At 63.7% G+C, this 24,914-nt stretch carries 26 protein-coding genes and 2 pseudogenes; 22 read left to right on the forward strand and 6 right to left on the reverse strand.

Going from position 1 to position 24,914, the window contains the following annotated elements:
- Positions 1-3: 3 nt before the first annotated feature.
- Together traD and ACE4QZ_RS19390 are read left to right on the forward strand one after the other, a co-directional pair.
- The gene (traD, locus tag ACE4QZ_RS19385; RefSeq protein ID WP_410480130.1) at positions 4-2,190 is read left to right on the forward strand and encodes a type IV conjugative transfer system coupling protein TraD; all 2,187 of its coding nucleotides are present in this window, start codon (positions 4-6) and stop codon (positions 2,188-2,190) included.
- Positions 2,187-2,936, forward strand: a complete 750-nt coding sequence (locus tag ACE4QZ_RS19390; RefSeq protein WP_003290222.1) for a TIGR03747 family integrating conjugative element membrane protein — start codon at positions 2,187-2,189, stop codon at positions 2,934-2,936. The genes traD and ACE4QZ_RS19390 overlap by 4 nt, the downstream gene beginning before the upstream one ends.
- 36 nt (positions 2,937-2,972) lie before the next feature.
- Here ACE4QZ_RS19390 and ACE4QZ_RS19395 read toward each other — a convergent pair whose 3' ends face one another.
- Positions 2,973-3,353, reverse strand: a complete 381-nt coding sequence (locus tag ACE4QZ_RS19395) for a hypothetical protein (RefSeq protein WP_234421387.1) — start codon at positions 3,351-3,353, stop codon at positions 2,973-2,975.
- A 209-nt stretch (positions 3,354-3,562) separates the two neighbouring features.
- Here ACE4QZ_RS19395 and ACE4QZ_RS19400 point away from each other — a divergent pair, with 209 nt between their 5' ends.
- The 16 genes from ACE4QZ_RS19400 (at position 3,563) to ACE4QZ_RS19475 (ending at position 17,587) form a co-directional block, all read left to right on the forward strand.
- Positions 3,563-3,943, forward strand: coding sequence for an RAQPRD family integrative conjugative element protein (locus ACE4QZ_RS19400; RefSeq protein WP_410480131.1), 381 nt, complete (start codon positions 3,563-3,565; stop codon positions 3,941-3,943).
- Complete coding sequence (locus ACE4QZ_RS19405; protein WP_003050225.1) at positions 3,940-4,173, forward strand: TIGR03758 family integrating conjugative element protein; 234 nt, start codon at positions 3,940-3,942, stop codon at positions 4,171-4,173. The genes ACE4QZ_RS19400 and ACE4QZ_RS19405 overlap by 4 nt, the downstream gene beginning before the upstream one ends.
- Before the next feature lie 16 nt (positions 4,174-4,189).
- Positions 4,190-4,549 (forward strand): TIGR03745 family integrating conjugative element membrane protein, encoded by a 360-nt coding sequence (locus ACE4QZ_RS19410; protein ID WP_003290228.1) that lies wholly within the window; start codon positions 4,190-4,192, stop codon positions 4,547-4,549.
- Positions 4,550-4,561: 12 nt separating this feature from the next.
- The gene (locus ACE4QZ_RS19415) at positions 4,562-4,972 is read left to right on the forward strand and encodes a TIGR03750 family conjugal transfer protein (protein WP_003290229.1); all 411 of its coding nucleotides are present in this window, start codon (positions 4,562-4,564) and stop codon (positions 4,970-4,972) included.
- Complete coding sequence (locus ACE4QZ_RS19420; RefSeq protein WP_410480132.1) at positions 4,969-5,661, forward strand: PFL_4703 family integrating conjugative element protein; 693 nt, start codon at positions 4,969-4,971, stop codon at positions 5,659-5,661. The genes ACE4QZ_RS19415 and ACE4QZ_RS19420 overlap by 4 nt, the downstream gene beginning before the upstream one ends.
- Positions 5,658-6,590, forward strand: a complete 933-nt coding sequence (locus tag ACE4QZ_RS19425; RefSeq protein WP_003290231.1) for a TIGR03749 family integrating conjugative element protein — start codon at positions 5,658-5,660, stop codon at positions 6,588-6,590. The genes ACE4QZ_RS19420 and ACE4QZ_RS19425 overlap by 4 nt, the downstream gene beginning before the upstream one ends.
- Positions 6,580-7,998 (forward strand): TIGR03752 family integrating conjugative element protein, encoded by a 1,419-nt coding sequence (locus ACE4QZ_RS19430; protein WP_011489305.1) that lies wholly within the window; start codon positions 6,580-6,582, stop codon positions 7,996-7,998. Before ACE4QZ_RS19425 ends, ACE4QZ_RS19430 begins: the two co-directional genes overlap by 11 nt.
- Positions 7,979-8,419: a TIGR03751 family conjugal transfer lipoprotein gene (locus ACE4QZ_RS19435; protein WP_003290235.1), complete on the forward strand. Its 441-nt coding sequence runs from the start codon at positions 7,979-7,981 to the stop codon at positions 8,417-8,419. The genes ACE4QZ_RS19430 and ACE4QZ_RS19435 overlap by 20 nt, the downstream gene beginning before the upstream one ends.
- Entirely contained in the window at positions 8,419-11,286 is a 2,868-nt protein-coding gene (locus ACE4QZ_RS19440; protein ID WP_410480133.1) for a conjugative transfer ATPase, read from the forward strand. The genes ACE4QZ_RS19435 and ACE4QZ_RS19440 overlap by 1 nt, the downstream gene beginning before the upstream one ends.
- 13 nt (positions 11,287-11,299) lie before the next feature.
- Entirely contained in the window at positions 11,300-12,064 is a 765-nt protein-coding gene (locus tag ACE4QZ_RS19445) for a DsbA family protein (protein WP_011489307.1), read from the forward strand.
- 183 nt (positions 12,065-12,247) lie between these two features.
- On the forward strand, positions 12,248-12,742 hold the full coding sequence (gene radC / locus ACE4QZ_RS19450) for a RadC family protein (RefSeq protein ID WP_274147199.1): 495 nt from the start codon (positions 12,248-12,250) through the stop codon (positions 12,740-12,742).
- A gap of 158 nt (positions 12,743-12,900) precedes the next feature.
- The gene (locus tag ACE4QZ_RS19455; protein WP_011489309.1) at positions 12,901-13,347 is read left to right on the forward strand and encodes a TIGR03757 family integrating conjugative element protein; all 447 of its coding nucleotides are present in this window, start codon (positions 12,901-12,903) and stop codon (positions 13,345-13,347) included.
- Positions 13,344-14,291, forward strand: a complete 948-nt coding sequence (locus ACE4QZ_RS19460) for a TIGR03756 family integrating conjugative element protein (RefSeq protein ID WP_011489310.1) — start codon at positions 13,344-13,346, stop codon at positions 14,289-14,291. Before ACE4QZ_RS19455 ends, ACE4QZ_RS19460 begins: the two co-directional genes overlap by 4 nt.
- A gap of 9 nt (positions 14,292-14,300) precedes the next feature.
- Positions 14,301-15,698, forward strand: coding sequence for an integrating conjugative element protein (locus tag ACE4QZ_RS19465; RefSeq protein ID WP_175202444.1), 1,398 nt, complete (start codon positions 14,301-14,303; stop codon positions 15,696-15,698).
- Positions 15,695-16,054 carry a hypothetical protein gene (locus tag ACE4QZ_RS19470; RefSeq protein ID WP_011489312.1) on the forward strand — a complete coding sequence of 120 codons (360 nt, stop codon included), beginning with the start codon at positions 15,695-15,697 and terminating at the stop codon, positions 16,052-16,054. Before ACE4QZ_RS19465 ends, ACE4QZ_RS19470 begins: the two co-directional genes overlap by 4 nt.
- 15 nt (positions 16,055-16,069) lie before the next feature.
- The gene (locus ACE4QZ_RS19475; protein WP_011489313.1) at positions 16,070-17,587 is read left to right on the forward strand and encodes a conjugal transfer protein TraG N-terminal domain-containing protein; all 1,518 of its coding nucleotides are present in this window, start codon (positions 16,070-16,072) and stop codon (positions 17,585-17,587) included.
- 13 nt (positions 17,588-17,600) lie between these two features.
- Here the strand turns inward: ACE4QZ_RS19475 and ACE4QZ_RS19480 are convergent, their stop codons facing one another.
- Genes ACE4QZ_RS19480 through ACE4QZ_RS19490 form a run of 3 tightly spaced genes read right to left on the reverse strand, consistent with a single transcriptional unit; the run spans position 17,601 to position 18,781 of the window.
- On the reverse strand, positions 17,601-17,978 hold the full coding sequence (locus ACE4QZ_RS19480) for a DUF3742 family protein (RefSeq protein WP_011489314.1): 378 nt from the start codon (positions 17,976-17,978) through the stop codon (positions 17,601-17,603).
- 27 nt (positions 17,979-18,005) lie between these two features.
- Complete coding sequence (locus ACE4QZ_RS19485) at positions 18,006-18,464, reverse strand: type II toxin-antitoxin system YhaV family toxin (RefSeq protein ID WP_011489315.1); 459 nt, start codon at positions 18,462-18,464, stop codon at positions 18,006-18,008.
- Positions 18,464-18,781, reverse strand: a complete 318-nt coding sequence (locus tag ACE4QZ_RS19490; RefSeq protein WP_003290252.1) for a type II toxin-antitoxin system PrlF family antitoxin — start codon at positions 18,779-18,781, stop codon at positions 18,464-18,466. Before ACE4QZ_RS19490 ends, ACE4QZ_RS19485 begins: the two co-directional genes overlap by 1 nt.
- Before the next feature lie 305 nt (positions 18,782-19,086).
- Here ACE4QZ_RS19490 and mobH point away from each other — a divergent pair, with 305 nt between their 5' ends.
- Both mobH and ACE4QZ_RS19500 read left to right on the forward strand, forming a co-directional pair.
- Positions 19,087-20,934, forward strand: coding sequence for a MobH family relaxase (gene mobH, locus ACE4QZ_RS19495; protein ID WP_011489317.1), 1,848 nt, complete (start codon positions 19,087-19,089; stop codon positions 20,932-20,934).
- Positions 20,935-21,263: 329 nt separating this feature from the next.
- Positions 21,264-21,419 (forward strand): annotated as a pseudogene (locus ACE4QZ_RS19500) (DUF3363 domain-containing protein); the annotation flags it as partial.
- 29 nt (positions 21,420-21,448) lie between these two features.
- Here ACE4QZ_RS19500 and ACE4QZ_RS19505 read toward each other — a convergent pair.
- Positions 21,449-21,985, reverse strand: a complete 537-nt coding sequence (locus tag ACE4QZ_RS19505; protein WP_274147198.1) for a helix-turn-helix transcriptional regulator — start codon at positions 21,983-21,985, stop codon at positions 21,449-21,451.
- Positions 21,986-22,362: 377 nt separating this feature from the next.
- Between ACE4QZ_RS19505 and ACE4QZ_RS19510 the strand changes: the two genes are divergently transcribed.
- Positions 22,363-23,544 carry a CynX/NimT family MFS transporter gene (locus tag ACE4QZ_RS19510; protein ID WP_038457537.1) on the forward strand — a complete coding sequence of 394 codons (1,182 nt, stop codon included), beginning with the start codon at positions 22,363-22,365 and terminating at the stop codon, positions 23,542-23,544.
- A 35-nt stretch (positions 23,545-23,579) separates the two neighbouring features.
- Here the strand turns inward: ACE4QZ_RS19510 and ACE4QZ_RS19515 are convergent, their stop codons facing one another.
- Positions 23,580-24,665, reverse strand: a complete 1,086-nt coding sequence (locus ACE4QZ_RS19515; protein WP_087748270.1) for an IS630 family transposase — start codon at positions 24,663-24,665, stop codon at positions 23,580-23,582.
- Between the two features lie 98 nt (positions 24,666-24,763).
- Here ACE4QZ_RS19515 and ACE4QZ_RS19520 point away from each other — a divergent pair.
- Positions 24,764-24,898: pseudogene (locus tag ACE4QZ_RS19520) on the forward strand (LysR family transcriptional regulator); the annotation flags it as partial.
- Positions 24,899-24,914: the final 16 nt, after the last annotated feature.

A 24,914-nucleotide genomic window follows, 5' to 3' on the forward strand; every position in this document is an offset into this window, starting at 1 on the left:
GCCATGTCAGGCAAACAGCCGGTCGAGGTTCTGCTACGCCCAGCGGTGGAGCTATACACCGTCGCGGCGTGTGCAGGCGCCGCGTTTCTGTGCCTGGTGGCCCCATGGTCGCTCGCGCTGAGCCCGGCCATGGGCATCGGCAGCGCCTTGGCGTTCGGCGCCTACGGCGCGATCCGCTACCGCGATGCCCGCATCATCCTGCGCTACCGGCGCAACATCCGCCGCCTGCCGCGCTACGTGATGACCAGCAAGGACGTGCCGGTCAGCCAGCAACGTCTGTTTGTGGGGCGCGGCTTTTTGTGGGAGCAGAAACACACCCATAGGCTCATGCAGACATACCGGCCGGAGTTTCGGCGCTACGTCGAGCCGACGCCGGCCTACCGACTGACGCGGCGCCTGGAGGAACGGCTGGAGTTCGCGCGGTTCCCGCTTTCCCGGCTGCCGAAACTCACCGGCTGGGACGTGCCTTTCAACCCAGTGCGCCCGCTGCCGCCCGTGGGCGGACTGCCTCGGCTGCACGGCATCGAACCCGAGGAGGTGGACGTCAGCCTGCCGCTCGGCGAGCGCGTCGGGCACTCATTGGTCTTGGGGACAACCCGCGTGGGCAAGACGCGGCTGGCCGAACTGTTCGTGACCCAGGACATCCGGCGAAAGAACGCGGCGGGAGAGCACGAGGTCGTGATCGTCATCGACCCCAAAGGGGATGCCGATCTGCTGAAGCGGATGTACGTCGAGGCGCAACGCGCGGGCCGCGAGGGCGAGTTCTATGTCTTCCATTTGGGCTGGCCGGACATTTCCGCCCGCTACAACGCCGTGGGGCGCTTTGGACGTATCAGCGAGGTGGCGACCCGCATTGCAGGGCAACTCTCCGGTGAAGGCAACTCGGCGGCTTTCAGGGAATTTGCCTGGCGCTTCGTCAACATCATCGCCCGCGCCCTGGTGGAACTGGGGCAGCGTCCGGACTACATGCTGATCCAGCGGCATGTCATCAACATCGACGCGCTGTTCATCGAGTACGCCCAGCACTACTTCGCCAAGACGGAGCCGAAAGCCTGGGAGGTGATCGTCCAGATCGAGGCCAAGCTCAACGAGAAGAACATCCCGCGCAACATGATCGGGCGCGAGAAGCGCGTGGTGGCGCTGGAGCAGTACCTGTCCCAAGCCCGCAACTACGACCCTGTGCTGGACGGTTTGCGCTCTGCCGTGCGGTACGACAAGACGTATTTCGACAAGATCGTCGCCAGCCTCTTGCCTCTGCTGGAAAAACTCACGAGCGGCAAGATCGCGCAGCTCCTGGCCCCGAACTATTCCGACCTGGCCGACCCGCGCCCGATCTTCGATTGGATGCAGGTGATCAGGAAGCGGGCCATCGTCTATGTGGGCCTGGACGCGCTGTCCGATGCCGAGGTCGCCGCAGCGGTCGGCAACTCGATGTTCAGCGATCTCGTCTCGGTCGCAGGCCATATCTACAAGCACGGGATCGACGATGGCCTGCCGGGCGCTTCGGCCGGCGCGCGCGTGCCGATCAACGTCCATGCCGATGAGTTCAACGAGTTGATGGGTGACGAGTTCATTCCGCTGATCAACAAAGGTGGTGGCGCCGGGCTGCAAGTCACCGCGTACACGCAGACCCTCTCGGACATTGAGGCCCGCATTGGCAACCGCGCCAAGGCCGGTCAGGTCATCGGCAACTTCAACAACCTGTTCATGCTGCGCGTGCGCGAGACCGCGACCGCTGAACTGCTGACCCGGCAACTACCGAAGGTCGAGGTTTATACGACCACCATCGTCAGCGGCGCGACCGACAGCTCGGACATTCGCGGGGCGACGGATTTCACGTCCAACACTCAGGACCGCATCAGCATGTCCAGCGTGCCGATGATCGAGCCGTCGCACATCGTCGGCTTGCCCAAGGGCCAGTGTTTTGCATTGTTGCAGGGCGGCCAACTTTGGAAGGTTCGCATGCCGCTGCCGGCACCGGACCCCGATGAGGTCATGCCACAGGATCTGCAACAACTCGCGGGCTACATGCGCCAGAGCTACAGCGAGGCCACGCAGTGGTGGGAGTTCACCAGCTCCCCGGCGCTGCAGGACGGGGCCTTGCCCGACGACCTGCTGGATGATGCTGCTGCGGTCGAACCTGGCCTTGTGGCCACCGACGACAGCGCCGGCAACGAGGCCTCGCCATGAAGGATGCCGCCTCGACCGCGCAGCGGGAGCAGAACCAGCGCCAAGGCCTGATCGTCGGCACCATCACCTTGCCGTTCCGGCTGCTCGGGGTGCTGATCGGCTCACTGCTGTTCTCCATCGTCGTGGAATGCGTCGGCATGCACCTGTTCTGGAAGGACCAGGGCTGGCGTCACTCCCAGCAGATGTTGCAGTACGAGCTGGGGCACCTGTCCAACCACTTCACGCGCAGCGTCGTCGTGCGGGAGCCAGGGCGCACGGCGCATGAGCTGGTGGACACCGGCTACGAATGGGTATTCGTGCGCTCGGGACTGCTGGAACGCATGAGCCAGACCGCCGAGCGTGCCCGTGCGCCCAGCCACGGGCAGACGCGCAACTTCCGCTATTACATCAGCCAGGTCTATGTCTGGACCGAGAGCTACCTGATCGCCGCGGCCTTCACGACGCTGACCTTCCTTGTGCGCCTGCTGGTCCTTGTGCTCACGTTGCCGCTGATCTCCACTGCGGCGTTCGTCGGCCTGATCGACGGCTTGGTGCGCAGGGACGTGCGCCGGTTCGGCGCGGGCCGCGAATCGGGTTTCATCTACCACCGTGCGAAAGCCAGCCTGATGCCCATAGCCGTTCTGCCCTGGGTCACGTACCTGGCCTTGCCGATCTCGGTACACCCATTACTGATCCTCTTGCCGAGCGCCGCCTTGCTGGGACTGGCGGTGTCTCTGACTGCGGGGAGCTTCAAAAAGTACCTGTGAGTGCTCGCCACCGGCAGCGCAGGAAGTAGTCGATGCTCAGACCTTCAACCGTGCGTACACCTGTTCCCAGGCCTTTGCAGCACGAACCTGTGCCGCCTCCATTTCGGCCCTGATCAGTTCGGTCATCTCGGCGTGGCCGGCTTCGGCTTCCTCCCAGATGAAGTACCTGCGCATCTCGTGCGTCTCGCCGTCCACGAAGACCATCGTCTCGAACAAGAGGGGATCGCCGCCTAGCGCGTGGTTGTGGTCCAGGCCGAGAAAAACCGTGGAGATACGGACGTCATCTATCCATGTTTCCGCCACACGCCTGTCGCCTTCCGCCATCCACATAGACCACTCAACGAGACTGTCGCACGGCACGGAGCGACGGCCATCGAGCTTGTAGTGCATGAGGCGTGGAGGACGGGGAATAGCCATGCTGAAAGAGTACCCCAACTCCATTTCTCTCCCCAATCTTCGCCATCGGTCTGCCCGGAGTTCAGCACGGCGCCGATAGGCACTTTCCGGGCCTCGAATCCGTGTCGAAAGCCCATGAATCCGGTCATCTGCGGGTTCCTATTGTTTGCAGCCTAAAGCAGCGCTGATCTCCACGATCAAGCCATTGCTGATCACACAGGAATGGCGCGATGGTGGCTTTAACCTGGCAGCGTGCCGCGCATCGCGGCGTGCCCATCTTTCTCGTGACGGCCCTGCTGGGCCAGTCCCCGATGGCGTTGGGCGAGTCCCCGGCGCAGCGCCAGGAGTTGGTCGCCGCGCTGCGCCAGCTCGACGCGCTGGAGCGCACCGTCGCCGACAGCGCCGCGCATGCCTCCATCCAGCCGGGCGAACGCTATCACTTCGATTACCCGCGGCTGCTGGCTGATCTAGCGCGTATGCGCGCTGGCATCCAGGCCCACCTTACCCCGTCGCGTGCCCAGCCGCGCGACACCTCCGAACTGGCCGGCGGCTACCGCACCGAGCGGGCCGTCGAGGGATCGCTGCCGACGACTGTGGAGAACAAGCCATGAACGGCGCCCAGGTCTCGGCATTTCAGGCCAACAGCGGCATCGCGCCTTCAGCGATGGCGACCGTCCTGGTCGGCGTCGTGTTCGCGGTCCTGCTCGTCTGGGGCGTCTGGGCCATCCGAACGGCCTACGTGGGGTGGTCCGAGAGCCGCCTCAACCAGCGCCAGTTCCTCGGCGTCTGCATCCGCTTCGTCGCGATGTACCTCGTCCTGAGTTTCTTCCTCCTCTCTTGACCTGAAAGGCATGACCATGCAAAACCGCATCCTCAATTCCCGTCTCGCCCAGCGCGCCGCCGTGGCCCTGGGCATCGCCGCGCTGCCCGCGCTGTCGTTCGCGCAGGGTTTGCCGCAGTTGGAGAACCCGACCCGTGGCACCGGCAACGGCATCATGGAGACGATCCGCAACTACGGCTACGACATCATCATGCTCGTGGCATTGCTGGTTGTGGCGTCGATGTTTATTGGCGTCTGCTACCACGCCTACGGGACCTACGCGGAAATCCACACTGGCCGCAAAACCTGGGGCCAATTCGGCCTCACGGTCGCCATCGGCGCAGTGCTGCTCGTGATCGGCATCTGGCTGCTCACCGAAGCCACCGGCATCCTGTAAGGCGAGGCTGGTATGTCCGAGCAGCAGCACGTCCGTGCTGACGGGACGGTCACGTTCCTTCCGCACCGGCTCAACCGCCATCCCGTTGTTGTGCGCGGCCTCACCGCCGACGAGCTGTGGATCTGCTGCGGCCTGTCCGGCGCCGCCGGCCTGCTGGTCGGTGCGCCGCTGTCCTGGGTGTTCCGCACGATCGCGCTTGCACCCACGTTCGTCGTGCTGGGCGTGGCCTTCGGCGTGTTCATCGGGGGCGGCATCCTGCGTCGCCTCAAGCGTGGGCGTCCCGACACCTGGCTGTATCGGCAACTCCAGTGGCGCATCGCCACGCGCCACCCGCTGGTGGCAGGCTGGGTGGGCGGCCATGTACTGATCTCACGCTCCGGCTTCTGGACCACCCGAAGGTCTGCAGCAAGGGGGTCACGATGAGCCGTTTCAAGAACGAGATCACCCATCTGCAGGCGCACATCAAGACGCTCCGCCTGGGTGCTGGCGCGCTGGTCATCGTCGCCCTGGTCATGGGCGGCGGCTGGTGGAGCGCTCCGCGCGACTTGACCATCCACGTCCCTCCTGATCTGCGCTCCGGCAGTACCCGCAAGTGGTGGGAAGTGCCGCCCGAATCGGTCTATGCGTTCACGTTCTACGTGTTTCAGACCCTCAACCGCTGGCCGACGAATGGTGAAGAGGACTACGCACGCAATCTCCACACGCTCTCGCCGTACCTCACGCCGTCCTGCCAGGCCTTCCTGCGGGCGGACTACGACTACCGCCGCTCCACGGGCGAGCTGCGCCAGCGCGTGCGCGGCATCTACGAAATCCCCGGTCGCGGCTATGGCGACGACCCCACGGCGCGCGTGCGCGTGGTGTCCGACCGCGACTGGGTGGTGACGCTGGACATCACCGCCGACGAGTACTACGGCGCCGAGCAGGTCAAGCGGGCCCTCGTGCGCTACCCCGTGAAGGTCACGCGGGTGGACGTCGATCCGACGCGCAACCCGTTCGGCCTGGCGCTCGACTGCTACGACGGCACGCCCCAGCGCATCAGTACGCCGGAGCCAACGCGCCCGGCGCCAAGCGGCCTGTCTCCACAAGCGCCCCAAGGAGGAAGCACCCCATGAAGCACCCTGTATTCAAGCTGCCGGGGCTGTTGGCCGTGGCCGCCGCAGTGGTCATGTCCTCCGCTGCCCAGGCGGTGGAAATCCTGCGCTGGGAACGCATGCCGCTGGCGGTGCCCTTGAAGGTCGGCCAGGAGCGCGTCGTGTTCATCGACAAGAACGTCCGCGTCGGCGTGCCCGCTGGCGTCAGCGAACGCCTACGGGTGCAGAGCGCGGGCGGCGCGGTGTACCTGCGCGCCAGCGAGCCGATCGAGCCCACACGGCTGCAACTGCAGGACGCCGACACGGGCGCGCTGATCCTGCTGGACATTGCGGCCGAGCCGCCCAAGGACGGGGAAGCCGAGCTGGAGCCGGTGCGCATCGTCGAGGGCAACAGCACCCCGGCACGCTATGGCGATCAGCCCGGCGATGCCGACGATGCCCCGGCACGCGCCCAGGACCCGACAGGCACGCGGGCAACGCGCCGCGAAACCCCGGTTCCGGTCGTGCTGACGCGCTATGCCGCGCAAAACCTCTACGCACCGCTGCGCACTGTGGAGCCGCTACCGGGCGTCATGCGGGTGAACCTGCGCCGCGACTTCGACCTCGGCACGCTGATGCCGACGCTGCCGGTGCGCGCGGTCGCGCTCGCGTCGTGGCGTCTGGAAGACCAGTGGGTCACGGCCGTGCGCCTGACCAATAGCAGCGGCGGCTGGATCACTCTCGACCCCCGCGTGCTGCAAGGCGACTTCCTCACCGCCACCTTCCAGCACGAAGCACTCGGCCCGCGCGGAACGCCCGAGGACACGACCGTGCTGTACCTGGTGACGCGCGGGCACGGCCTTGCCCAGTCGCTGCTGCCGGCGATCAACCGCTTCGACCCAGCCGCGCATTTGCCGCAACCCGAAGCCGAGGCCACCACCGCCAGCAAGGAGTCCCGCCATGCGCAGTAACGGACTCCTGAAGTGGTTGATGATCCCCGTGGCCCTGCTGGTGCTGTTCGTCGCCATCCGGATGTTTTCGGGTGGAAGCTCGTCTGCGCCTCCCGCCGCGGATGCCGGCGCCAAGCTCACGCCGGAGGAAATGAAGGCGCTGGGCATCGAGGGCGATACCCCCCGCGATACCGTAGCGACGCTCGTGGCGCAGGTGAAGCAGTTGCGCACCGAGCTTCAGACGGTCCTGTCCGACAACAAGTCCCAGCGCGAGGAGAACCAGCGCCTGCGCCAACGCGAGAACTCGATCGACCAGCGCATCAATTCGGCCCTCGAATCCGAGCGCTCCAACCTGCGCCGCGACCAGCAGCAGGCGGCCAGCGAGCGCCAGCAGACCGAGGGGCTGCTCGCCGACCTACAGCGGCGCTTGGAAAGCATCGGCGGGCGTGGCGGCGGCCACGCCGATCTACCCGTGGGCCTGGGACTGCGTGACGGCGACGAGGCAGGCATGGAAGGCGGCGTGCGCTGGGTCGAGCCGAACGACGCTAAGCCCGCTGATGGGCGTAACGGCAGTCGTGCCACGGGTGGCGGCACGAGCTTTCCGACGAGCTTCGGCCCTGCGCAGAGCACGCTGGAAACCACGGCGAAAACCGTGGCGAACGCGGGCGCCCGCGCCGCAGGCGTCAAGAGCGCCAAGCCGGTCTATACGGTGCCTACCAACTCGACGCTGATGGGGTCGGTGGCTATGACGGCGCTGATCGGCCGCGTGCCGATTGACGGCACGGTCAACGATCCGTATCCGTTCAAAGTCCTGGTCGGCCCCGACAACCTCACGGCAAACGGCATCGACATTCCCGATGTGGCCGGCGCCGTGTTTTCCGGCACTGCCTCGGGCGACTGGACGCTCTCTTGTGTGCGCGGCCAGGTGCGCAGCATCACCTTTGTGTTCCATGACGGAACCATTCGGACGATTCCCGAAGACCGCGACGGCAACCAGCAGAACAATCAGCAGCGCGACGGATTGGGCTGGATCAGCGACCCGTATGGCATTCCTTGCGTCAGTGGAGAGCGGCGCAGCAACGCCCAGCAATACCTCGGTTCGCAGGCGCTCATCACCGCGGCGGGTGCGGGCGTGGCCTCGCTTATCGACAGCGACAGCGGCCAGATGTCCTACGTGGGCGCAGACGGTTCCATCGGCAGCGTCGGCATTTCCAGCAACGAAGCCGTAGGTCGCATCCTGGCCGGTGGCGTGCGGGACATGGCCGATTGGGTGAACAAGTTGTACGGCCAGGCCTTCGCCGCCGTCTATGTCCAACCCGGCGCGAAGGTCGCCGTCCATCTCGAAAAGCCGCTCGCCATCGATTTCGATCCCGAAGGCCGCAAGGTCGATCACCGCGCAGGAGAAAGCCATGCTCTCGAACTTGAATAAGGGCCTGGCGCTGGCTCTTGCCGTCGCGGTGCTCGGCGGCTGCGCCACCAGTAAGGAAAAGCTGCTGCCGCACGGCGACAGCACAATGATGGACATCTGGCAGACCAACGCCGGCGACGGCGGCGGTGGCGCCGGCCAAGTGGCGCGCAGGCAATTGCTCGATGCACGCCAGAGCCTGCGCCGGCCGCTGACCGACGCCGACGTGCAGGCCGCGCCCGCCGAGCAGATGCGCTACACGCGGACCGCGCGCAACGAGGTCTATCGCCAGTTCCAGCGTCTGCCCAATCCCGACCTGGTGATGTACGTGTACCCGCATCTGGCGGGCACGGACCCCGTGCCGGTTCCGGGCTACACGACGGTCTTCCCCCTCTACCAGCGCGTGCAGTACGCCATGCCGGGCGAGCGCGTGGAGGACTACTGATGCGCTGGAAACTCCCCTGGCCGAAGCTGGCCGCATCCGGCGCTGGCGAGGACGAGCAGCCGGACGGCTGGCAGCGCCACGTCGAGACCTTGCGACAGGCCGGCATCCCTGAACCCGGCGCGGCGGTCCAGGACCGCAGGCCGGCGACCTTGGCAGACGAGCAGGCGCTGTACGACGTCGCGCCGTCCTTCACGGAACTGCTGCCTTGGGTGGAGTTTCTGCCCCAATCGAAGTCCATGCTGCTGGAGGACGGGCAATCGGTCGCGGCCTTCTACGAGCTGGTGCCGCTGGGCACCGAAGGTCGGGAACCCGGCTGGCTCGCGCATGCCCGAGATGCGCTCGAAAACGCGCTGCAAGACTCGTTCGACGAACTGGACGAGAACCCCTGGGTGCTTCAGCTCTACGCGCAGGACGAGCCCAGCTTCGACCAGTACATGCAGACCCTGCGCGACTACGTGCAGCCGCGCGCCCGCGGCACGGCGTTCACGGAGTTCTATTTGCGCTTCTTCGGCCACCACCTGCGGGCGGTGGCCAAGCCGGGCGGGCTGTTCGAGGACACGGTGGTCACGCGGCTGCGCTGGCGGGGTCAGACGCGGCGCGTGCGCATGGTCGTCTATCGCCGGGCCACCGGACAGGCGAGCCGCCGCGGCCAGACGCCAGAACAAATGCTCAATATCGTCTGCGACCGCCTGTGCGGCGGGCTGGCGAACGCTGGCATCCAGGCTCGGCGCATGGATGCGGCCGGGGTTCACGATTGGCTTTTGCGCTGGTTCAACCCGCGCCCAACTCTGCTGGGGCCGGGCGTGGAAGACCGCGAGCGGTTCTACGCGCTCGCGCGCTACCCTGACGAGACCGAGGAAGGCGAGATCGAGCTTGCGAGCGGGCGTGATTTCAGCCAGCGGCTGTTCTTCGGCCAGCCGCGATCCGACGTGGCGCACGGCACCTGGCACTTCGACGGCATGCCGCATCGCGTGCTGATCACCGACCGCCTGCGCATGCCGCCCGGCACGGGGCACTTGACCGGCGAAACCCGCAAGGGCGATGCGATCAACACCCTGTTCGACCAGATGCCGGAAGACACGCTGATGTGTCTCACGATGGTTGCCACACCGCAGGATGTCCTGGAAGCGGACCTCAACCACCTGGCAAAGAAGGCCGTGGGAGAGACGCTGGCGTCGGAGCAGACGCTCAAGGACGTGCAGGAGGCCCGCTCGCTGATCGGCAGCGCGCATAAGCTCTACCGGGGAACTCTGGCGTTCTACCTGCGCGGGCGCGACGAGGCGGAACTGGACCGGCGCGGGCTGGACTTGGCGAACGTCATGCTCAATGCCGGCTTGCAGCCGGTGCGCGAGGACGACGAGGTGGCGCCGCTCAACAGCTACTTGCGCTGGCTACCGTGCTGCTACAACCCCGGCCAGGATCGGCGCAAGTGGTACACCCAACTGATGTTCGCCCAGCACGCGGCGAACCTGTCGCCGGTGTGGGGCCGCGCCCAGGGTACGGGGCACCCCGGCATCACGATGTTCAACCGCGGTGGCGGCCCGATCACGTTCGATCCGCTCAACCGCCTGGACCGACAGATGAACGCCCACTTGTTCCTGTTCGGCCCCACCGGCTCCGGCAAGAGCGCCACGCTCAACAACCTATTGAATCAGGTCACGGCCATCTACCGGCCAAGGCTGTTCATCGTGGAAGCCGGCAACAGCTTCGGCCTGTTCAGCGACTTCGCCAAGCGCCTGGGCCTGACCGTGAACCGGGTCAAGCTGGCCCCCGGCTCGGGCATCAGCCTGGCCCCCTTCGCCGACGCGCGCCGGCTGATCGAGACGCCCAGCGACGTGCAGACGCTCGATGCCGATGCGCTGGACGAAGACCTGCCACCGGATGTCGCGGCGATGGAGGCAGACGAGCAGCGCGACGTGCTGGGCGAACTGGAGATCACGGCACGGCTGATGATCACCGGCGGCGAAGACAAGGAAGAAGCCCGGATGACGCGGGCCGATCGCTCGCTCATCCGCCAGTGCATCCTCGACGCCGCCGAGCACTGCGTGGCCGAGAAGCGCACGGTCCTCACGCGCGACGTGCGCAATGCGCTGCGCGCCCGGGGCCAGGACCCGACACTGCCCGAGATGCGCCGCGTGCGGCTGCTGGAGATGGCAGACGCGATGGACATGTTCTGCCAAGGCACGGACGGCGAAATGTTCGACCGCGACGGCACGCCGTGGCCCGAAGCCGACATCACGCTGGTGGATCTGGCGACCTACGCTCGTGAGGGCTACAACGCCCAGCTCTCCATCGCTTACATCAGCCTGATCAGCACGGTGAACAACATCGCCGAGCGCGACCAGTATCTGGGCCGCCCGATCATCAACGTGACCGACGAAGGGCACATCATCACGAAGAACCCGCTGCTCGCGCCCTACGTGGTCAAGATCACGAAGATGTGGCGCAAGTTGGGGGCCTGGTTCTGGCTCGCGACGCAGAACATCGACGACCTGCCGCGTGCCGCAGAGCCCATGCTCAACATGATCGAGTGGTGGATCTGCCTGTCGATGCCGCCGGACGAGGTGGAGAAGATCGCCCGGTTCCGCGAACTCTCGCCCGCGCAGAAGGCGCTGATGCTTTCGGCGCGCAAAGAGGCGGGGAAATTCACCGAGGGCGTCATCCTCTCCAAGAGCATGGAAGTGCTCTTCCGCGCTGTGCCGCCAAGCCTCTACCTCGCGCTCGCGCAAACCGAACCCGAAGAGAAGGCCGACCGCTACCAGCTCATGCAGCAATACGGCTGCACCGAACTGGAAGCGGCCTTCAAGGTGGCCGAGAAGATCGACCAGGCACGCGGCATCGAGTCGCCAGCCCTGGAACTGTCGTAAGCCGGAGAACGCCATGGAACAGAAACGTCCTTCCATTCCGATACAGGTGCAGGCGTTCCGTCGTCGTCACTGGCGGCCCCGCTGGCCTTGGGCCTTGGCGGTTGCGCTGATCGCGCTGCTGCTGATCTGGCTCGTGTCCCGGTCGCCCGGCGAATCCTCACCGCAATCGCCGACGCCGGTCAGCACGGCGCAGGTGGCCGGGCCTCCCTGGCAGATGGGCAACCCGGAGGGCCGTTTCACGCTGACGCTCTATGCGGATCTCGAATGCCCATTCTGCCGGGAGTACTTCCCGCAGCTCAAGCGCTGGGTCGGCCGCAACGCCGATGTGGTCCTGCAATGGCACCACCAGCCGTTGGCCGCGCACGAGCCGGCCGCGTCGGCCGAGGCGCGTCTTGTCGAGTGCGTCGCCGAAGCTGGCGGGCATGCTGCCTTCTGGCAGGCCGTCGAGTGGGTCTATGCTCACACACGCAGCGACGGCCAGGGATTGCCCGATGGCCTGCGCTACCCCGAATCTACGCCGGCCGTCGAACAGTGCATGGCAAGCGAGCGGGCCGATGCAGTCATCCATGCCCAGGCCGTGGAAGCCACGAAAAGTGGTGTAACGGCCACGCCGTCGCTGCGCCTGCTTGATCGCCAGACGGGCCAGGCCATCCTGCTGCAGGGGCCGATCGAAGGCGATGCCTTGCTGTCGGCGATGGACATGCTGTCCGCTGCCGAACCAGCCGCCACACCTACCGCCGAAATGCCTGCCGACGTTGTCGGCGACATGCCCAGGTAGTCCTCGGTCTTCAAGGCTACGGCGCGGTTGCCCGCGCTGACCGATACCCGTTCGCTCCGCATCCTGGCCGCGAACAATCACCGCTGCGCGGTGGTGGATGCACCTTGTTCCGTTGTTTCTATCCCAGGAGGGCTTGCCCTCCCAGGGTGTGCGCCCTCCGATCTCACCCTCCGGAGGTTCGCCATGTCTTTCGTCGTCAATGACTCCTGCATGGAGTCGCTTTCCGCCGTCGCAGCCCATCATGAGGACTGGATCATCCAGCAGGCTATCGCGTTGCTGGAGAGACGGATCTTCAAAGTCGGACCGTGCCTCAGCGGACCGGCGGCCGTGCGGGATTATCTGCGTTTAAAACTGGTCGCTGAGCCCAATGAAGTGTTCGCAGCCGTGTTCCTGGACAGCATGCATCAAGTGTTGGCCTACGAGCCGCTGTTCAGGGGCACGATCAATTCGACTGCGGTCTATCCGCGTGTCGTCGTACAGCGTGTATTAGAGCTGAAAGCCGCCGCAGTGGTCTTCGCGCACCAGCACCCTTCGGGTTCCACCGAACCGTCGAACGCCGATCGCGCGCTGACCCAGCGATTGCAGGCTGCGCTGGCGCTCATCGATGTTCGGGTACTGGACCACATCGTCGTCGGTCTGGGAAACCCCTATTCCTTCGCTGAGCACGGCCTGCTGTAGCGCATCGCCTCATTGATCACTGCGGGGGCTTCGGCCTCCGTTTTTCTTCGCAGCGGGACAAGCAGGTATGCGGGGTGTCCGTGATGCGCATTGTTTGTTGGGGCTGCATCCGGTTCGCGTTTGACTATGGCCCTGATCAACTTCCAGGGGCACGCGACATGCCAGCTTCTTTTTCCAGGTTCTCGCCGCGCTGGCGAACCCTCGGCCTGGCCGTTGCGCTGCCGGTGGCGTTGGCCGCTTTTTGCCCGGCCACCTTCGCCGCCGACGTGCTGGTCGTCACCGACAGCCGGCACCCCCTCAAGACCATGGGCGGCGAACGGCTGATCGAGCTGGACGAAGCGCATCGGATTGAAGCGGAGCTTTCTGTCGAACTCCCCGCCGATTCTGAACAGGCTGCCGCCGTCGTCAAGCGTCGGCTGAATAGTGGCGGTGCCGACCTCCAGCGCCGCATTGCGTCCGCATACCAGGGCGTCACCGACGCATGGAGCCTGGGCATCACCAGCATCCCAGCCGTCGTGGTGGACCAGCGCTACGTGGTCTATGGCGAGCCGGACGTGGCCCGCGCCGTCGCGCGCGTTCAGCAGCACCGGAGGGCTCAGCCGTGACTCGTGCATTCGACCTGATGCGCCGCCTGCGTGCTGGCGTGGCGTCCGTGCTGCTGCTCAGCGCCACGGGCAGCTACGCGCTCAACACCGCAACCATCGTCGGCTCGGTGGCATCTCCAGACTGCCTCGAATACCGCGTCGTCGGGATCTGCTACTGGCTCTACTGTACCTGGACGGGCTGTACGGTACGCACGTCCATCAAGGTCCGCCACTACATCCCCGATGCGGTCGTCTCCAGCTACAGCAACACCGGCGAAAACCCCTGGATCGAAGTCCGGCCGATGAGCACGCCCAACCCATCCGCCCAAGCCGGCGGGGACGGAACGACGAACGAGGACCACGAAAACAACCTCGCCAAGTTCAAGAATGCGGACGTCATCGGCCACCCGGGCGCCGAGGTGTTCAACCAGTTCGTGTCGTCCTCGGGCTACTTCTGCGAGGGTGCGGGCACGGCGTTCATGCCGTACTTGCTCAGCACCCTGGACACGCTGGCCTGGCGCTACAACGTGCCCGAGATGGCCTACCCGGAGGCGCTGATTCCTGGCATGCGCGAGGTCGGCGCACGCACCACGATGAACCTCTGGGGCAACGTGTATCCCCGCGGTGGTTTTCTGCACCAGACCGACGACCACAAGACCGGCGCAGTGATCGCCCAGCGCGCAGGCGATGTCGTCACGCGCCGCGGGCAACTCCACGTCTATCAGCCGTTGCTTGCCAACCCCCGCGATGGCTACTGGCCGGCTGGCGCGCTGATGGAGGGCGATGCCTCGACAGGCAAGTGGCAGGAACTCACACCCGTCCTGTCATCGTCCTGCTCGGTCTTCCCGCGCAGCGGCTCCCTGACCCAGGCCCAGCAGGGCGATTACGCCTGGGCGCTATGGCGGCCGTATGCGTGCTGCGAACGCCGGGGCCAAGTGTTTCTCGGCAGCGTCGATTTCCTCTGAGGTGGTGCCATGAAGTTTCGTCCTGCATTCAATCCGTTCTCCCCCCGTGTACGTCGCACGAAGATCGTTCTGGCGCTGGCTGGTGCGCTGGCCTTGGCCAGCGGCGTGGCCTGGGGCCAACTGGGCTACCAGACGGGCGGCAGCGTCATCGGCGATGACGTCATGTACTCCATCGGTGGCGGCAGCGCAGTGTCCATGGGACGTGCCGCAGGAATGCAATCGATCGGCGTGGGCGTGGGCTGGAACTCAAATCTCGTCTGCGGCGACATGAGCCTCCAGACCACTCTGCGCAACCAGCTCAACGGCATCACGAACGGCTTTCAGCAGATCATGGGGAACGTGATCCAGAGCGCCACCAGCGCCGTGGCATCCCTGCCTGCGCTGATCATTCAGCGCGCCGACCCGGGCTTGTACAACCTGCTCACCAATGGCGTGCTGCAAGCGCGGCTGGATTTCGACCGTTCCAAGCTGACGTGCCGCGCAATGGCCGAGAAGATGGCCGACACAGCGGGCGGCCAGCTCGGCTGGAGCCGGATGGCAGAAGGTTTGGCGCTGCGCGATGCGGTGTCAAGCACGGATGCGGTCTCGGCCATCGAGCAGGCCGAAACGCGCCGCGGCAATGACGGTGTGCCGTGGGTCGGGGGTAGCAACGCGGGGGGCTCTGGTCAGCCCGCGATTAAGGTCGTCGGCGATGTCACCCGCGCCGGCTACAACCTAGTCAACGGCCGCGGCGTGACCGATACGTCGTCTATCGCACCGACCAGTTGTAGCAGCCTCTCGTGCCAGACCTGGACCTCGCCGCAGGCCGCCGTCGAGTGGGCCACGCGCGTACTCGGCGAGAAGGAACAGCGCACTTGCGATGCCTGCACCAAAACCGAGACGACGCCCGGCGTAGGACTGACGCCGCTGATCCAGGAAGAGTACGACGCCAAGCTGCAGGCGCTCCAGGATCTGGTGTCCAAGGCGAAGAACACGACGCCCGAGAACCTGCGCGAAGCTGGCAGTGCATCGCTGCCCATCACCCGCGGCGTCATCGAGGCGCTGCGCGACGAGCCGGACCAGCACCTGCTGTCGCAGCGCCTGGCGTCCGAGGTCGCGCTGTCCTCAGTGCTGGAGAAGGCGCTGCTGCTACAGCGCACGCTGCTCACGGGCAAGAAAGAGCCCAACGTCGCGGCCAACGAGCTTGCGGTGGAGAGCGTGAACAAGGAGAGCGATACGCTCGACCGCGAAATCCGCAACCTCAAGACCGAACTGGAGCTACGGCGCGAACTGGCGAATAACTCGCCCATGGCCATCATCCAGCGGCATGGCACGCGTGCGGCAGGCTCGCGCGGCATCTACGAGGGCGATCCCATCCCCGACCGTCTCGACCGGCTCCAGAAGGGCAATCCGGGAGGCAACCCATGAGCCCGATGCACGCCAGTTGGCTGCGTCCGCGCTGGCTGTTCAGCCGGCGCGCGGTGAAAACCTTGCTGTGGCTTGTGCTGGTCGTGGCCGCCGCGGTGGGGGCCAACGTCGCCGGCATCTACTTGGTCGGCAGTGTTGCGGCCTGGGAGCATTGGCTGGCGGCGTCCGCAGGGTATTTCTTCATCTGGCGGCTGTGCCTGTACGGCGCGACGGTCTATGGATGGGTCTGGATGCGCCGTCGGCTGCTGGCCCGCGAAGACAACGCGCAGGCGCGACGTCGGCTGATCCGCGCCGAGGTCGCCGGCGTCGTCGCCATCGTGGCGCTCGAAGCCAGCCTGTTGATGCAGGCCGCTTGAGGGGAGATCGAGGCCATGACGCTTTTCACGACCGACTACCTGGAGTACTACCTCACCCTCGTGTCCTGGATCGTCAACAACGGCATCTGGGCCGTGCTGGTGTCCAGCGGGGTGTTTGCGCTGCCCTTTGTGGCGATCGTCATCCAGGAATGGCTCAAGGCCAGAGCGGAGGGCGCCGACGAAGGCAACAAGGGCGTGCTCTCGGCGGCGCGCATCGAGAACCGAGTATTTGTGGCCATCGTGGTCGTGATGTTCGCCGGCATTCCGTTCATCGACGTCGACCTCAGCACTATCCAGTACGACAGCTCGCGCTCGGCGCAGTGCCAGGTCAGCGTGCCACAGCCTGCGCAAACTGGCTGGTCGCAGTCCTTCAGCACCATCAACAACCAGTCGGCGAAGGTTCCGGTCTGGTGGGCGTTCATGCACGCGCTTTCGCGCGCCGTCACGAGCGCTTCGGTGGCTGCGATCCCGTGCGGCACAGATCTGAGGCAGATGCGTATGGAGATCGATGCGACCCGTATCGACGACCCGGTGCTGGCTCAGGAAGTGGCGGATTTCTCTCGGGACTGCTATGGACCGGCGCGCGCCAAGCTGTTCATGCAGCGCCCGGATCTCGATGAGCAGCAGATGCACGACGTGACCTGGATCGGCTCGCGCTTTTTCACGGACACAGGTGGCTACTACGACAGCTACCGCTCCAGTACGGCGCGAGAGGCATGGCCCTATGACGACACCCGCGATGCTGGGCTCGCGCAGGTTACCAATGGTGGCGGCTACCCGACCTGCAAGCAGTGGTGGTCCGACGGCAGTAACGGACTGCGCGCGCGGCTGCTGGGGCAAGTGGACCCGAGCCTGCTGAATCGCCTGGCGGGCTGGGCTGGATTCCTGAGCCGGGCCGAGGTGGACGACTCCGTGATCCGCGCCATCGCGTCACCGCGGCAGCAGAAATTGAACCAAGGCAGCGTCTATACGGACTACGGCGGTCAGATCGACAAGACGTTGCCCAATGTCGTCAACCGTGCCACCAGCGATGTTGGCTTGGCGGTTGGGGCTCTCGCCGCCTTCCCGGCAATGGACGTAGTGCGCCAAGCACTGCCCATGGTGCTCGCGCTGCTCAAGATGGCGCTCGTGATCTGCATTCCGCTAGTGCTGGTCGTGGGCACCTATGACCTGAAGATGGTCGTCACCGTCAGCACCGTCCAGTTCGCGCTGTTCTTCACGGACTTCTGGTTTCAGCTCGCACGCTGGATCGACAGCACCATCCTCGATGCGCTCTACGGGTGGGGCTTTGGCTGGAACCGGCCGCATACCAACTTCGACCCGCTGGTGGGGCTGAACAATGCCTTCGGCGACATGCTTTTGATGTTCGTCACCGGCACGATGTTCTTGGTCCTGCCGACTTTCTGGGTGGCAGCTCTTGGGTGGGTCGGAGTAAAAGCCGGGGTAATCGCTCAGAACCTGGCTGTCGGTTCCAAGGAAGCACGCGATAGCGCGGGATCAGGCGTGAACAAGGTTACCGGCAAGGTGCTTTGATCGGTCGCCCATTTCAGTCGTTGAACGGATCGTTCGGGTCGTGCGGATCGATCCGCTGACCGCTGGACGAATACAGGCCAAAGCCTGCCTCGCCGTTTCGCAGTTCGTCCGGTTGCGTCCAGCGATCATCATCGACCGTCGAATTGCTGGCCGTCCATGCTGCGGCAACCCCAACCAGAAGCACCAACGCCAGCCAGAACGCGGCGTAGAACAGCAATCCCAGCGCGACCAGCTTCACTACCCATACGAGCACGGTGGCCCCGGCAAGCGGCATCCCCTTGGAGGCGAGCCAACACGACAACCTTCGCTCGCCGCGCGCATAGGCGCGCCATCCACGGCCAACGCTGCGGCCGAGGCGTTCTGCGGTGCTGATGCGGGTTGTCGTGTTCATGGTCGTCTCCTGCTACATGAGGAATGCCTATTCCAGTTTGCTCCAATCCTGCTTGCTTGCCTGCACCAATACGTTCCAATCGTCTGGCGGATTTCCACGTCCGAGCATTTTCTCGAACACGGCATAGGGATCTGACTTGCTCCCCGAAGACCGCAAGGTCTGCTCATCATTGACCCAGGCGTACACGATGACCTTGGCCTTCGAGTCGTACCGGAAGAACAACCGGAACCGCCTTCCGATCTTGGCCCGTCGCCAGTGCCGGTGGGCGGGCCCCAGGGTGTTGCCCTGGCGGTACTCGTCGCGTGCCGGATCACCGGGCACCACATCTAATATCAACTGATTCAAGGCCCTGAAGAGCTTGACGTTGGCGTTGGACTCGAAGCCCTCCGGGTCGTTCTCTTGCGCGCGCCGTGCGGCTCCGTGCAGTTTTTGCAACTGCTCGATCACACAGTCGTGGAACAGCAATGCCCAGCCATGCCGTTGCATCAGAGTTCCACTTCGCCGTCGATCTCCTCGCCCAGGTTCACGCTATGACCTGCATGCTCCAGCATGGCACGAGCCAAGTCCTCGGGCAGGCCCTGGACATTCCGACCAGCCTCGATGTCGCGGGCCAGCAGGCTCAGGAACGCGCCGATGGCGGGGTCCTCGTGCTCGGCGTCAACGCGGGTGACAACGACTTCGCTGCCCCGCAGGTCGAACGCGAGCTTGCCGCCGGCATCGACACCGAGCGCCTGCCGGATGGGCTTGGGCAGCGTGATCTGGCCTTTGGACGTCAGCGTGGCAACTTCATGAATGGCAGGCATGGTGGTTCTCCTGATAGCGACACCACTATGGTAAGGAAATTTCCTTACCGTGTCAATGTTAGCCCTCATGATGCTCTCCAGAGTCCAAGAATCGGGCCATCGTATGGGGGGGAACAGCGAGCCTTCACGCACCAATCCGGCCCGCTGCAACCCGCATTGGTGGTGGACGGCAAGCGCACGCCGCCCTATATCCAAATGGTTAAAGGCCAAAGGGCCGAAAGGGCAATGGAAGGGGCTGCAAGGGGAAAGGCCCTACCTCGAAAAGGCAAAAGGCCTCCCGGTCGGCCCGCCACTAGGACACCCACATGCTCTCTCTGTTCCAGCGAAAACGGCCCGTGGTCGCTTCTGCTCCGTCGCCAGCGCCCTCCAACGACCTCCCGAAAGGGCGGCTGCGGCCCGAGTCGGCCGCCTCGCTGCTGGCGACACCGCGCCGGCAGAAGCTACTGGAACACATCTGGCAGCGCACGTCGCTGTCGCGCAAGCAGTTCGCCACCCTCTATCGCGCACCGCTGGAGCGCTACGCCGAGCTGGTCCAGCGGTTTCCCGCCTCGGAGGCCCATCACCATGCGTACCCCGGCGGCATGCTGGACCACGGACTGGAGATCGTTGCCTACGCCCTCAAGCTGCGTCAATCGCACCTGCTCCCGGCCGGCAGCACCCCGGAGGACCAGGCCGCGCAATCCGAAGCCTGGACCGCCGCCGTCGCCTACGCGGCCTTGCTGCACGACGTCGGCAAGCTCGCCGTCGATCTCCACGTCGAGCTGGCCGACGGCAGCACGTGGCACCCTTGGCACGGCCCCCTGCGCCAGCCGTACCGCTTCCGCTACCGCGAGGACCGCGAGTACCGCCTCCATAGCGCCGCAACGGGCTTGCTCTACCGCCAACTGCTGGACGCCCAGCTTCTGGACTGGCTCAGTGGCTACCCCGCCCTTTGGGGGCCGTTGCTCTACGTCCTGGCTGGCCAGTACGAGCACGCCGGGGTGCTGGGCGAGCTGGTCGTGCAGGCCGACCGCGCCTCCGTCGCCCAAGAGCTGGGCGGCGATCCGGCGCGCGCCATGGCCGCGCCCAAGCATGCGCTACAGCGCAAACTGCTGGACGGGTTGCGCTATCTGCTCAAGGAAGAGTTGAAGCTGAACCAGCCCGAGGCCTCTGATGGCTGGCTCACCGAGGACGCACTATGGCTGGTGAGCAAGACGGTTTCCGACAAGCTGCGCGCGCATCTGCTGTCCCAAGGTATTGACGGCATTCCCGCGAACAACACCGCCGTGTTCAACGTGCTGCAGGATCACGGCATGTTGCATCCCACGACGGACGGCAAAGCAGTCTGGCGCGCGACCGTGACCAGCGCGACCGGGTGGTCCCACTCGTTCACTCTGTTGCGCCTCGCTCCCGCGCTGATATGGGAACCAGGCGAACGGCCCGTTCCTTTCGCTGGGACGGTGGCGATCGACGCCGTACCCAACGATAAGTCGGTCGCCCAGCCGGCAGCCGTCGCGGAAACGACCCAGGAAGGCCAAGAAGCGCCACCATGGGAAAGCAGCAGCGTCGCGGTACCGTCGCCCGCGACTCAAACAGTACCCGACGTGTTGGAGGACATGCTGGCGATGGTGGGAATGGGCAATTCGTCCGGCACGCAGCAGGATGAGGAGGCCACCTCGCATGCGGCCGACGCAACACCATCCGAAGCCCCTATGCCAGCGATGGCTGCAGCTTCACCACCATCGCCTGTGCCCCCGGCTGCGCCATCGTCCGCTACTGCGCAGCCATCCGGCGAGCATTTCATGGCATGGCTGAAGCAGGGAATCGTTTCGCGCCGGCTCATCATCAATGATGCGAAAGCGCTCGTGCATACCGTGAGCGACACGGCTTACCTGGTCAGCCCAGGCGTGTTCCAGCGATACGCACGAGAGCACCCGCAGGTAGGCATGCTTGCTAAGCAAGAGAGCCAGCAGGATTGGCAATGGGTGCAAAAGCGTTTCGAGAAATTGCAGTTGCACCGCAAACACATCAATGGCCTAAACGTCTGGGCGTGCTCCGTTACAGGATCGCGCAAGTCACGCCAGTTGCACGGCTATCTCCTTCGTGATCCGCTGCCCTTATTCGGCAAAGTACCGCCGAATAATCCTTACTTGTCAATCTTGCAAAGCATTTAGCGCGCAACAAGGAACAAATACGGTCTGCAACCCATGGAAGCGAATGAGATAAAGCAGCGGGTCAGACGAGGAATAGATATCTTCATGAAAATATATGGGAAGCACGATGAAGATTAACCATTTCCTGCGCACTGTTTCACCGTCCAACAGGCCTAGCTGACTAATGTGCTGGGCCAGGGGTATTTGTTGATTGTGCGACCGACGCACGAGTGTTGGTTCAGGGCGATGGATACGTCGGCTGAGCACGTCGAAGCAGTGTTCTGTCGGTTCACGGTTGAGCCGACGGCAGGCCGGTGCTCTCAATTTTTTTTGACCATTTTCACGACTTGAGCCGGCGTTATGCCGTCCTCGATGACGGCATGGAATTCAGCCTGGTGCCTTGGCGACCGGTGATTGAACAGCGGCTGGGGCAGCGGATCGTCGCGACGGCGCGTGGTGGCGGTGTGTCGTGGAAGATCGGGCGGCAGCGATCCTCCCAATCGTAGATACTTGGCTTGCTTAGTCTCGGCGTTTTTTATTTAGGCTCTGGTCTTGTAAAACGGCTGGGGGATTTGCCGAATAGCTGTTTAAAGGCATGAGTAAATGCCGAAGGCGTGGAATAGCCAATTGTTAATGCCACCTCTGTCACTGTAATGTCTGACCTCAACATTTCAAGCGAGCCAAGAAGCCGCATGCGTTGTCGCCATGTGTGATACGGCAAACCCGTAGCCCGCAGGAAATGTCGAGTAAATGTACGTGACGACATGCGAGCAAGACCTGCGGACTCATCGAGTGTATGGGCTAGATGTGGGGCGCTCTGAATTGTCAAGCAAACTTCAAGTAGTCTAGGTTCAGTAGGGAACGGCAGATTAAACGGGGCATCCGGCAGCGATTGCAACGAATCTAGCAGCACTTTAACCTTTCGTCCGTCTGCACCGTCTTCATCATACTTAACAGGTATAGATGTACAGCCGTGATGGATGAATGCACGGACAAACTCATCCACCATTACCACCCGTGGCTCTTGATCTTGTATGGCTACAGCAGTTGGTTCGATATACAAACTTTCCAACTCGACCTCTTCGCCAATCCATAGGGTATGAACACAGCCAGGAGGTATCCACACTCCGTAGTCGGGCGGCAATGTCAATGTAGTCGCCCCCGCTTGCACCTGCATCAGGCCATTTCGGGCGAATAGAAATTGCCACCAGACATGCTCGTGGCCCTGGACACAGGTTCCCCCCTTGAGGCTATATGCACGAAAATACACATGCCGAGGCAACTCCTTCAGCGAAGAGGTGCAGGCAAGACACCAATCCCGATTGTGGATTCTAGCCATCACGATCTAATCTCCGTTGGCAGCTACTCGATATATGTTGGCATTGTATCGAAAGCGCGCCTGGGATGCGACCGATATCCTATCGTTATTTAGTGCTAGGAATTAATCGCATGAAATATAAGCTGTTGCTGCCCTGGTTGATGGTGTTTGGTGCAGGCCTTTGCCTGCGTACCGGTATCTCGTCACTTTCCCCGGTGCTTGATAAAATCCAGCAGGAACTTGTCATCAGCAGTAGCTCCCTGGGCCTGTTGACTGCCATCCCGGTTGTCTGCATGGGTGTGTTGTCACCGCTCGGCCATGCCTTCGATCGCCATCTTGGTCTAAAAAAGTCCATGATTGTGGCGCTCGCCGTGCTAACGATAGGCTTGGCACTTCGCCTTCATGCAGAAACTTATGGCCTTCTCCTTCTGACCGCAGCATTGGTCGGTGTTGGTGACGCCATCATTCGGCCACTGTTGAGCGGCTTCATTAAAGAGACCTTTCACAATAAAACACATGCGGCTATGGGGCTGTATGCCACAGCAATGGGTGTCGGTTCTGCCGCTGCTGCATACGCAACACCATTCCTGTCTAGCGGCACTGAGAGTTGGCAAGGCGGCCTAGCATTTTGGGCAATCCCTGCGGCTGTAGCCGGCGTGTTGTGGGCCATGTGGCCAGGTGCTGCACATGAAGCTGCCCATGTGCAACATGGGCACAAGCATGGGCTAAATCGGCTGGAAGTAGCGGCATTGACGCTGTTCTTCGGTTTGCAGGCCGGCATCAACTACACGATTGTTGCGTGGCTGCCTAGCCTGTACCTTGCCTCGGGATTCTCCCAGCACGCGAGCAGCGCATTGATCGCACTGTTCCTAATACTACAGACATCGACTAGCCTGTTTTTTCCTGTTGTCATGCGAACCCTGCGTGCGGGCGTTGCCGGTGCAATGGTCACTTTCACCGCCTTGGCTATCGCTGGCTTCTTTATGCTGTGGTGGCTTCCACAGACAGTTTGGGGAGCGGCCGTGCTTCTTGGCGTTGCGACAGGTGGCTTATTCCCAATTGCGTTGCTTCTCCCGCTTGAATTTTCTTCGTCCCGCAGTGAAGCAACACGCCTAAGTGGCTTGACACAATCTGGGGGCTACCTGATAGCTGGTGTAACGCCGTGGATTGCCGGTATAGCGGCGGATCATATGGGCGCTGTCCGTGGTATTGCGTCGCAGAGCCTGCTTATGGGTATCGTGCTGATCGTCGTGGTCGGACAGGTGCGAGCATCCTATCGTCGCCATACAAAATACATCCGTGAAAAAGCGTAGGTGCCACTATAGAACTGCGGTATTTGCGCTGCTTTCTAGTGTAGTGTTGCATTCTGTTTGGAACTTAATCGGCTATTGGCGCGGATGACCTTTTGCAGGATGTCGCGAGCGTTCTTGGTCCAGATGAACGGCTTGGGGTTGGTGTTGTGATGCGCGATGTACTCATCGATGGCCGAGACGAGTTCGGGCACGCTGGTGAACACCCCGCGGCGTAGCCGGTTCTCGGAGATGTCGCGAAAGAAGCGCTCGACCATGTTCAGCCACGATGCCGAGGTCGGCGTGAAGTGCATGTTGAATCTGGGGTGCTTGGCCAGCCACTCCTGCACAGCTGGATGCTTGTGCGTGGCGTAGTTGTCGGCGATCAGATGCAGCGTCTTGTCCTTGGGCGTCTCCCGATTGATTTGACGCAGGAACTTCAGCCACTCGATGTGGGTGTGGCGCTGCTGGCACTGGCCGATGACCTGACCGTTGAGCACGTTGAGCGCAGCGAACAAGGTGGTTGTGCCGTTGCGCTTGTAGTCGTGCGTCATGGTGGCCGCGCGCCCCTTCTTGAGCGGCAGCCCGGGCTGCGTTCGGTCCAGCGCCTGCACCTGGCTCTTTTCGTCGCAGCACAGCACCAGCGCATGCTCGGGCGGCGACATGTAAAGCCCCACGATGTCTTCGAGCTTTTGCACGAACTGCGGATCGCGCGAGACCTTGAAGCCGCGCACGATGTGAGGCTTGAGACCGTGGGCCTGCCAATGGCGCATCACGGTGCTGGCGCTGACGCCCAACTCAGCGGCCATCGTGCGCGTGCTCCAGTGCGTGGCCGCCTCGGGCTTGGTCTGTGTGGTTAGCTTCACAAGCTTGGCCACATCCACCTTCACCGGCGGTGCGCCGCGCGGCAAGTCGCGCTCGATACCTTGCAGCCCCAATTGCAGGTAGCGTTCACGCCAGCGCGCCACCTGCACGCGCCCAATGCCAAGCTGCTCGGCAATATCCTTGTTTTGCAGCCCCTGCGCGGCCAGCAGCACGATCTGGGCGCGCTGGGCCAATCTGACGCTGGTGCGCTTGGAGCGCGCCAGCCGGCTCAGCTCGCTTTCCTCTTCATCCGTCAACACAATCGTCGGGGCAACTCGCAATTTTTCACTCCAATGCAAACCGTAGTAGAGCATTGGAGCGTGGTTGCTCAATTAAGTTTCATTAAGAATCAAACACTACACTAGCTGTAGCCGAAAGACTGCATTTCGCGCAAGCGGCCGAACGACTGCACATCGAACAGTCGCCGCTGTCGCGTGCAATCAAGGAACTAGAGGACGAACCGGGCGCACAGTTATTCATTCATACCAGCCGCACCACGGCCTGTTGCCGCAGCAGTTATTAGGCAAGTC

Origin of the sequence: Pseudomonas sp. DCA-1 (assembly GCF_046523955.1) — a bacterium.
GTDB lineage: Bacteria > Pseudomonadota > Gammaproteobacteria > Pseudomonadales > Pseudomonadaceae > Aquipseudomonas > Aquipseudomonas putida_Y.

Bases quoted from the DNA above. Each gene is read 5' to 3' on its own strand.
- traD (WP_410480130.1), top strand. From the start codon at position 4: ATGTCAGGCAAACAGCCGGTCGAGGTTCTGCTACGCCCAGCGGTGGAG.
- ACE4QZ_RS19390 (WP_003290222.1), top strand. From the start codon at position 2,187: ATGAAGGATGCCGCCTCGACCGCGCAGCGGGAGCAGAACCAGCGCCAA.
- ACE4QZ_RS19395 (WP_234421387.1), bottom strand. From the start codon at position 3,353: ATGGCTATTCCCCGTCCTCCACGCCTCATGCACTACAAGCTCGATGGC.
- ACE4QZ_RS19400 (WP_410480131.1), top strand. From the start codon at position 3,563: ATGGTGGCTTTAACCTGGCAGCGTGCCGCGCATCGCGGCGTGCCCATC.
- ACE4QZ_RS19405 (WP_003050225.1), top strand. From the start codon at position 3,940: ATGAACGGCGCCCAGGTCTCGGCATTTCAGGCCAACAGCGGCATCGCG.
- ACE4QZ_RS19410 (WP_003290228.1), top strand. From the start codon at position 4,190: ATGCAAAACCGCATCCTCAATTCCCGTCTCGCCCAGCGCGCCGCCGTG.
- ACE4QZ_RS19415 (WP_003290229.1), top strand. From the start codon at position 4,562: ATGTCCGAGCAGCAGCACGTCCGTGCTGACGGGACGGTCACGTTCCTT.
- ACE4QZ_RS19420 (WP_410480132.1), top strand. From the start codon at position 4,969: ATGAGCCGTTTCAAGAACGAGATCACCCATCTGCAGGCGCACATCAAG.
- ACE4QZ_RS19425 (WP_003290231.1), top strand. From the start codon at position 5,658: ATGAAGCACCCTGTATTCAAGCTGCCGGGGCTGTTGGCCGTGGCCGCC.
- ACE4QZ_RS19430 (WP_011489305.1), top strand. From the start codon at position 6,580: ATGCGCAGTAACGGACTCCTGAAGTGGTTGATGATCCCCGTGGCCCTG.
- ACE4QZ_RS19435 (WP_003290235.1), top strand. From the start codon at position 7,979: ATGCTCTCGAACTTGAATAAGGGCCTGGCGCTGGCTCTTGCCGTCGCG.
- ACE4QZ_RS19440 (WP_410480133.1), top strand. From the start codon at position 8,419: ATGCGCTGGAAACTCCCCTGGCCGAAGCTGGCCGCATCCGGCGCTGGC.
- ACE4QZ_RS19445 (WP_011489307.1), top strand. From the start codon at position 11,300: ATGGAACAGAAACGTCCTTCCATTCCGATACAGGTGCAGGCGTTCCGT.
- radC (WP_274147199.1), top strand. From the start codon at position 12,248: ATGTCTTTCGTCGTCAATGACTCCTGCATGGAGTCGCTTTCCGCCGTC.
- ACE4QZ_RS19455 (WP_011489309.1), top strand. From the start codon at position 12,901: ATGCCAGCTTCTTTTTCCAGGTTCTCGCCGCGCTGGCGAACCCTCGGC.
- ACE4QZ_RS19465 (WP_175202444.1), top strand. From the start codon at position 14,301: ATGAAGTTTCGTCCTGCATTCAATCCGTTCTCCCCCCGTGTACGTCGC.
- ACE4QZ_RS19470 (WP_011489312.1), top strand. From the start codon at position 15,695: ATGAGCCCGATGCACGCCAGTTGGCTGCGTCCGCGCTGGCTGTTCAGC.
- ACE4QZ_RS19475 (WP_011489313.1), top strand. From the start codon at position 16,070: ATGACGCTTTTCACGACCGACTACCTGGAGTACTACCTCACCCTCGTG.
- ACE4QZ_RS19480 (WP_011489314.1), bottom strand. From the start codon at position 17,978: ATGAACACGACAACCCGCATCAGCACCGCAGAACGCCTCGGCCGCAGC.
- ACE4QZ_RS19485 (WP_011489315.1), bottom strand. From the start codon at position 18,464: ATGCAACGGCATGGCTGGGCATTGCTGTTCCACGACTGTGTGATCGAG.
- ACE4QZ_RS19490 (WP_003290252.1), bottom strand. From the start codon at position 18,781: ATGCCTGCCATTCATGAAGTTGCCACGCTGACGTCCAAAGGCCAGATC.
- mobH (WP_011489317.1), top strand. From the start codon at position 19,087: ATGCTCTCTCTGTTCCAGCGAAAACGGCCCGTGGTCGCTTCTGCTCCG.
- ACE4QZ_RS19510 (WP_038457537.1), top strand. From the start codon at position 22,363: ATGAAATATAAGCTGTTGCTGCCCTGGTTGATGGTGTTTGGTGCAGGC.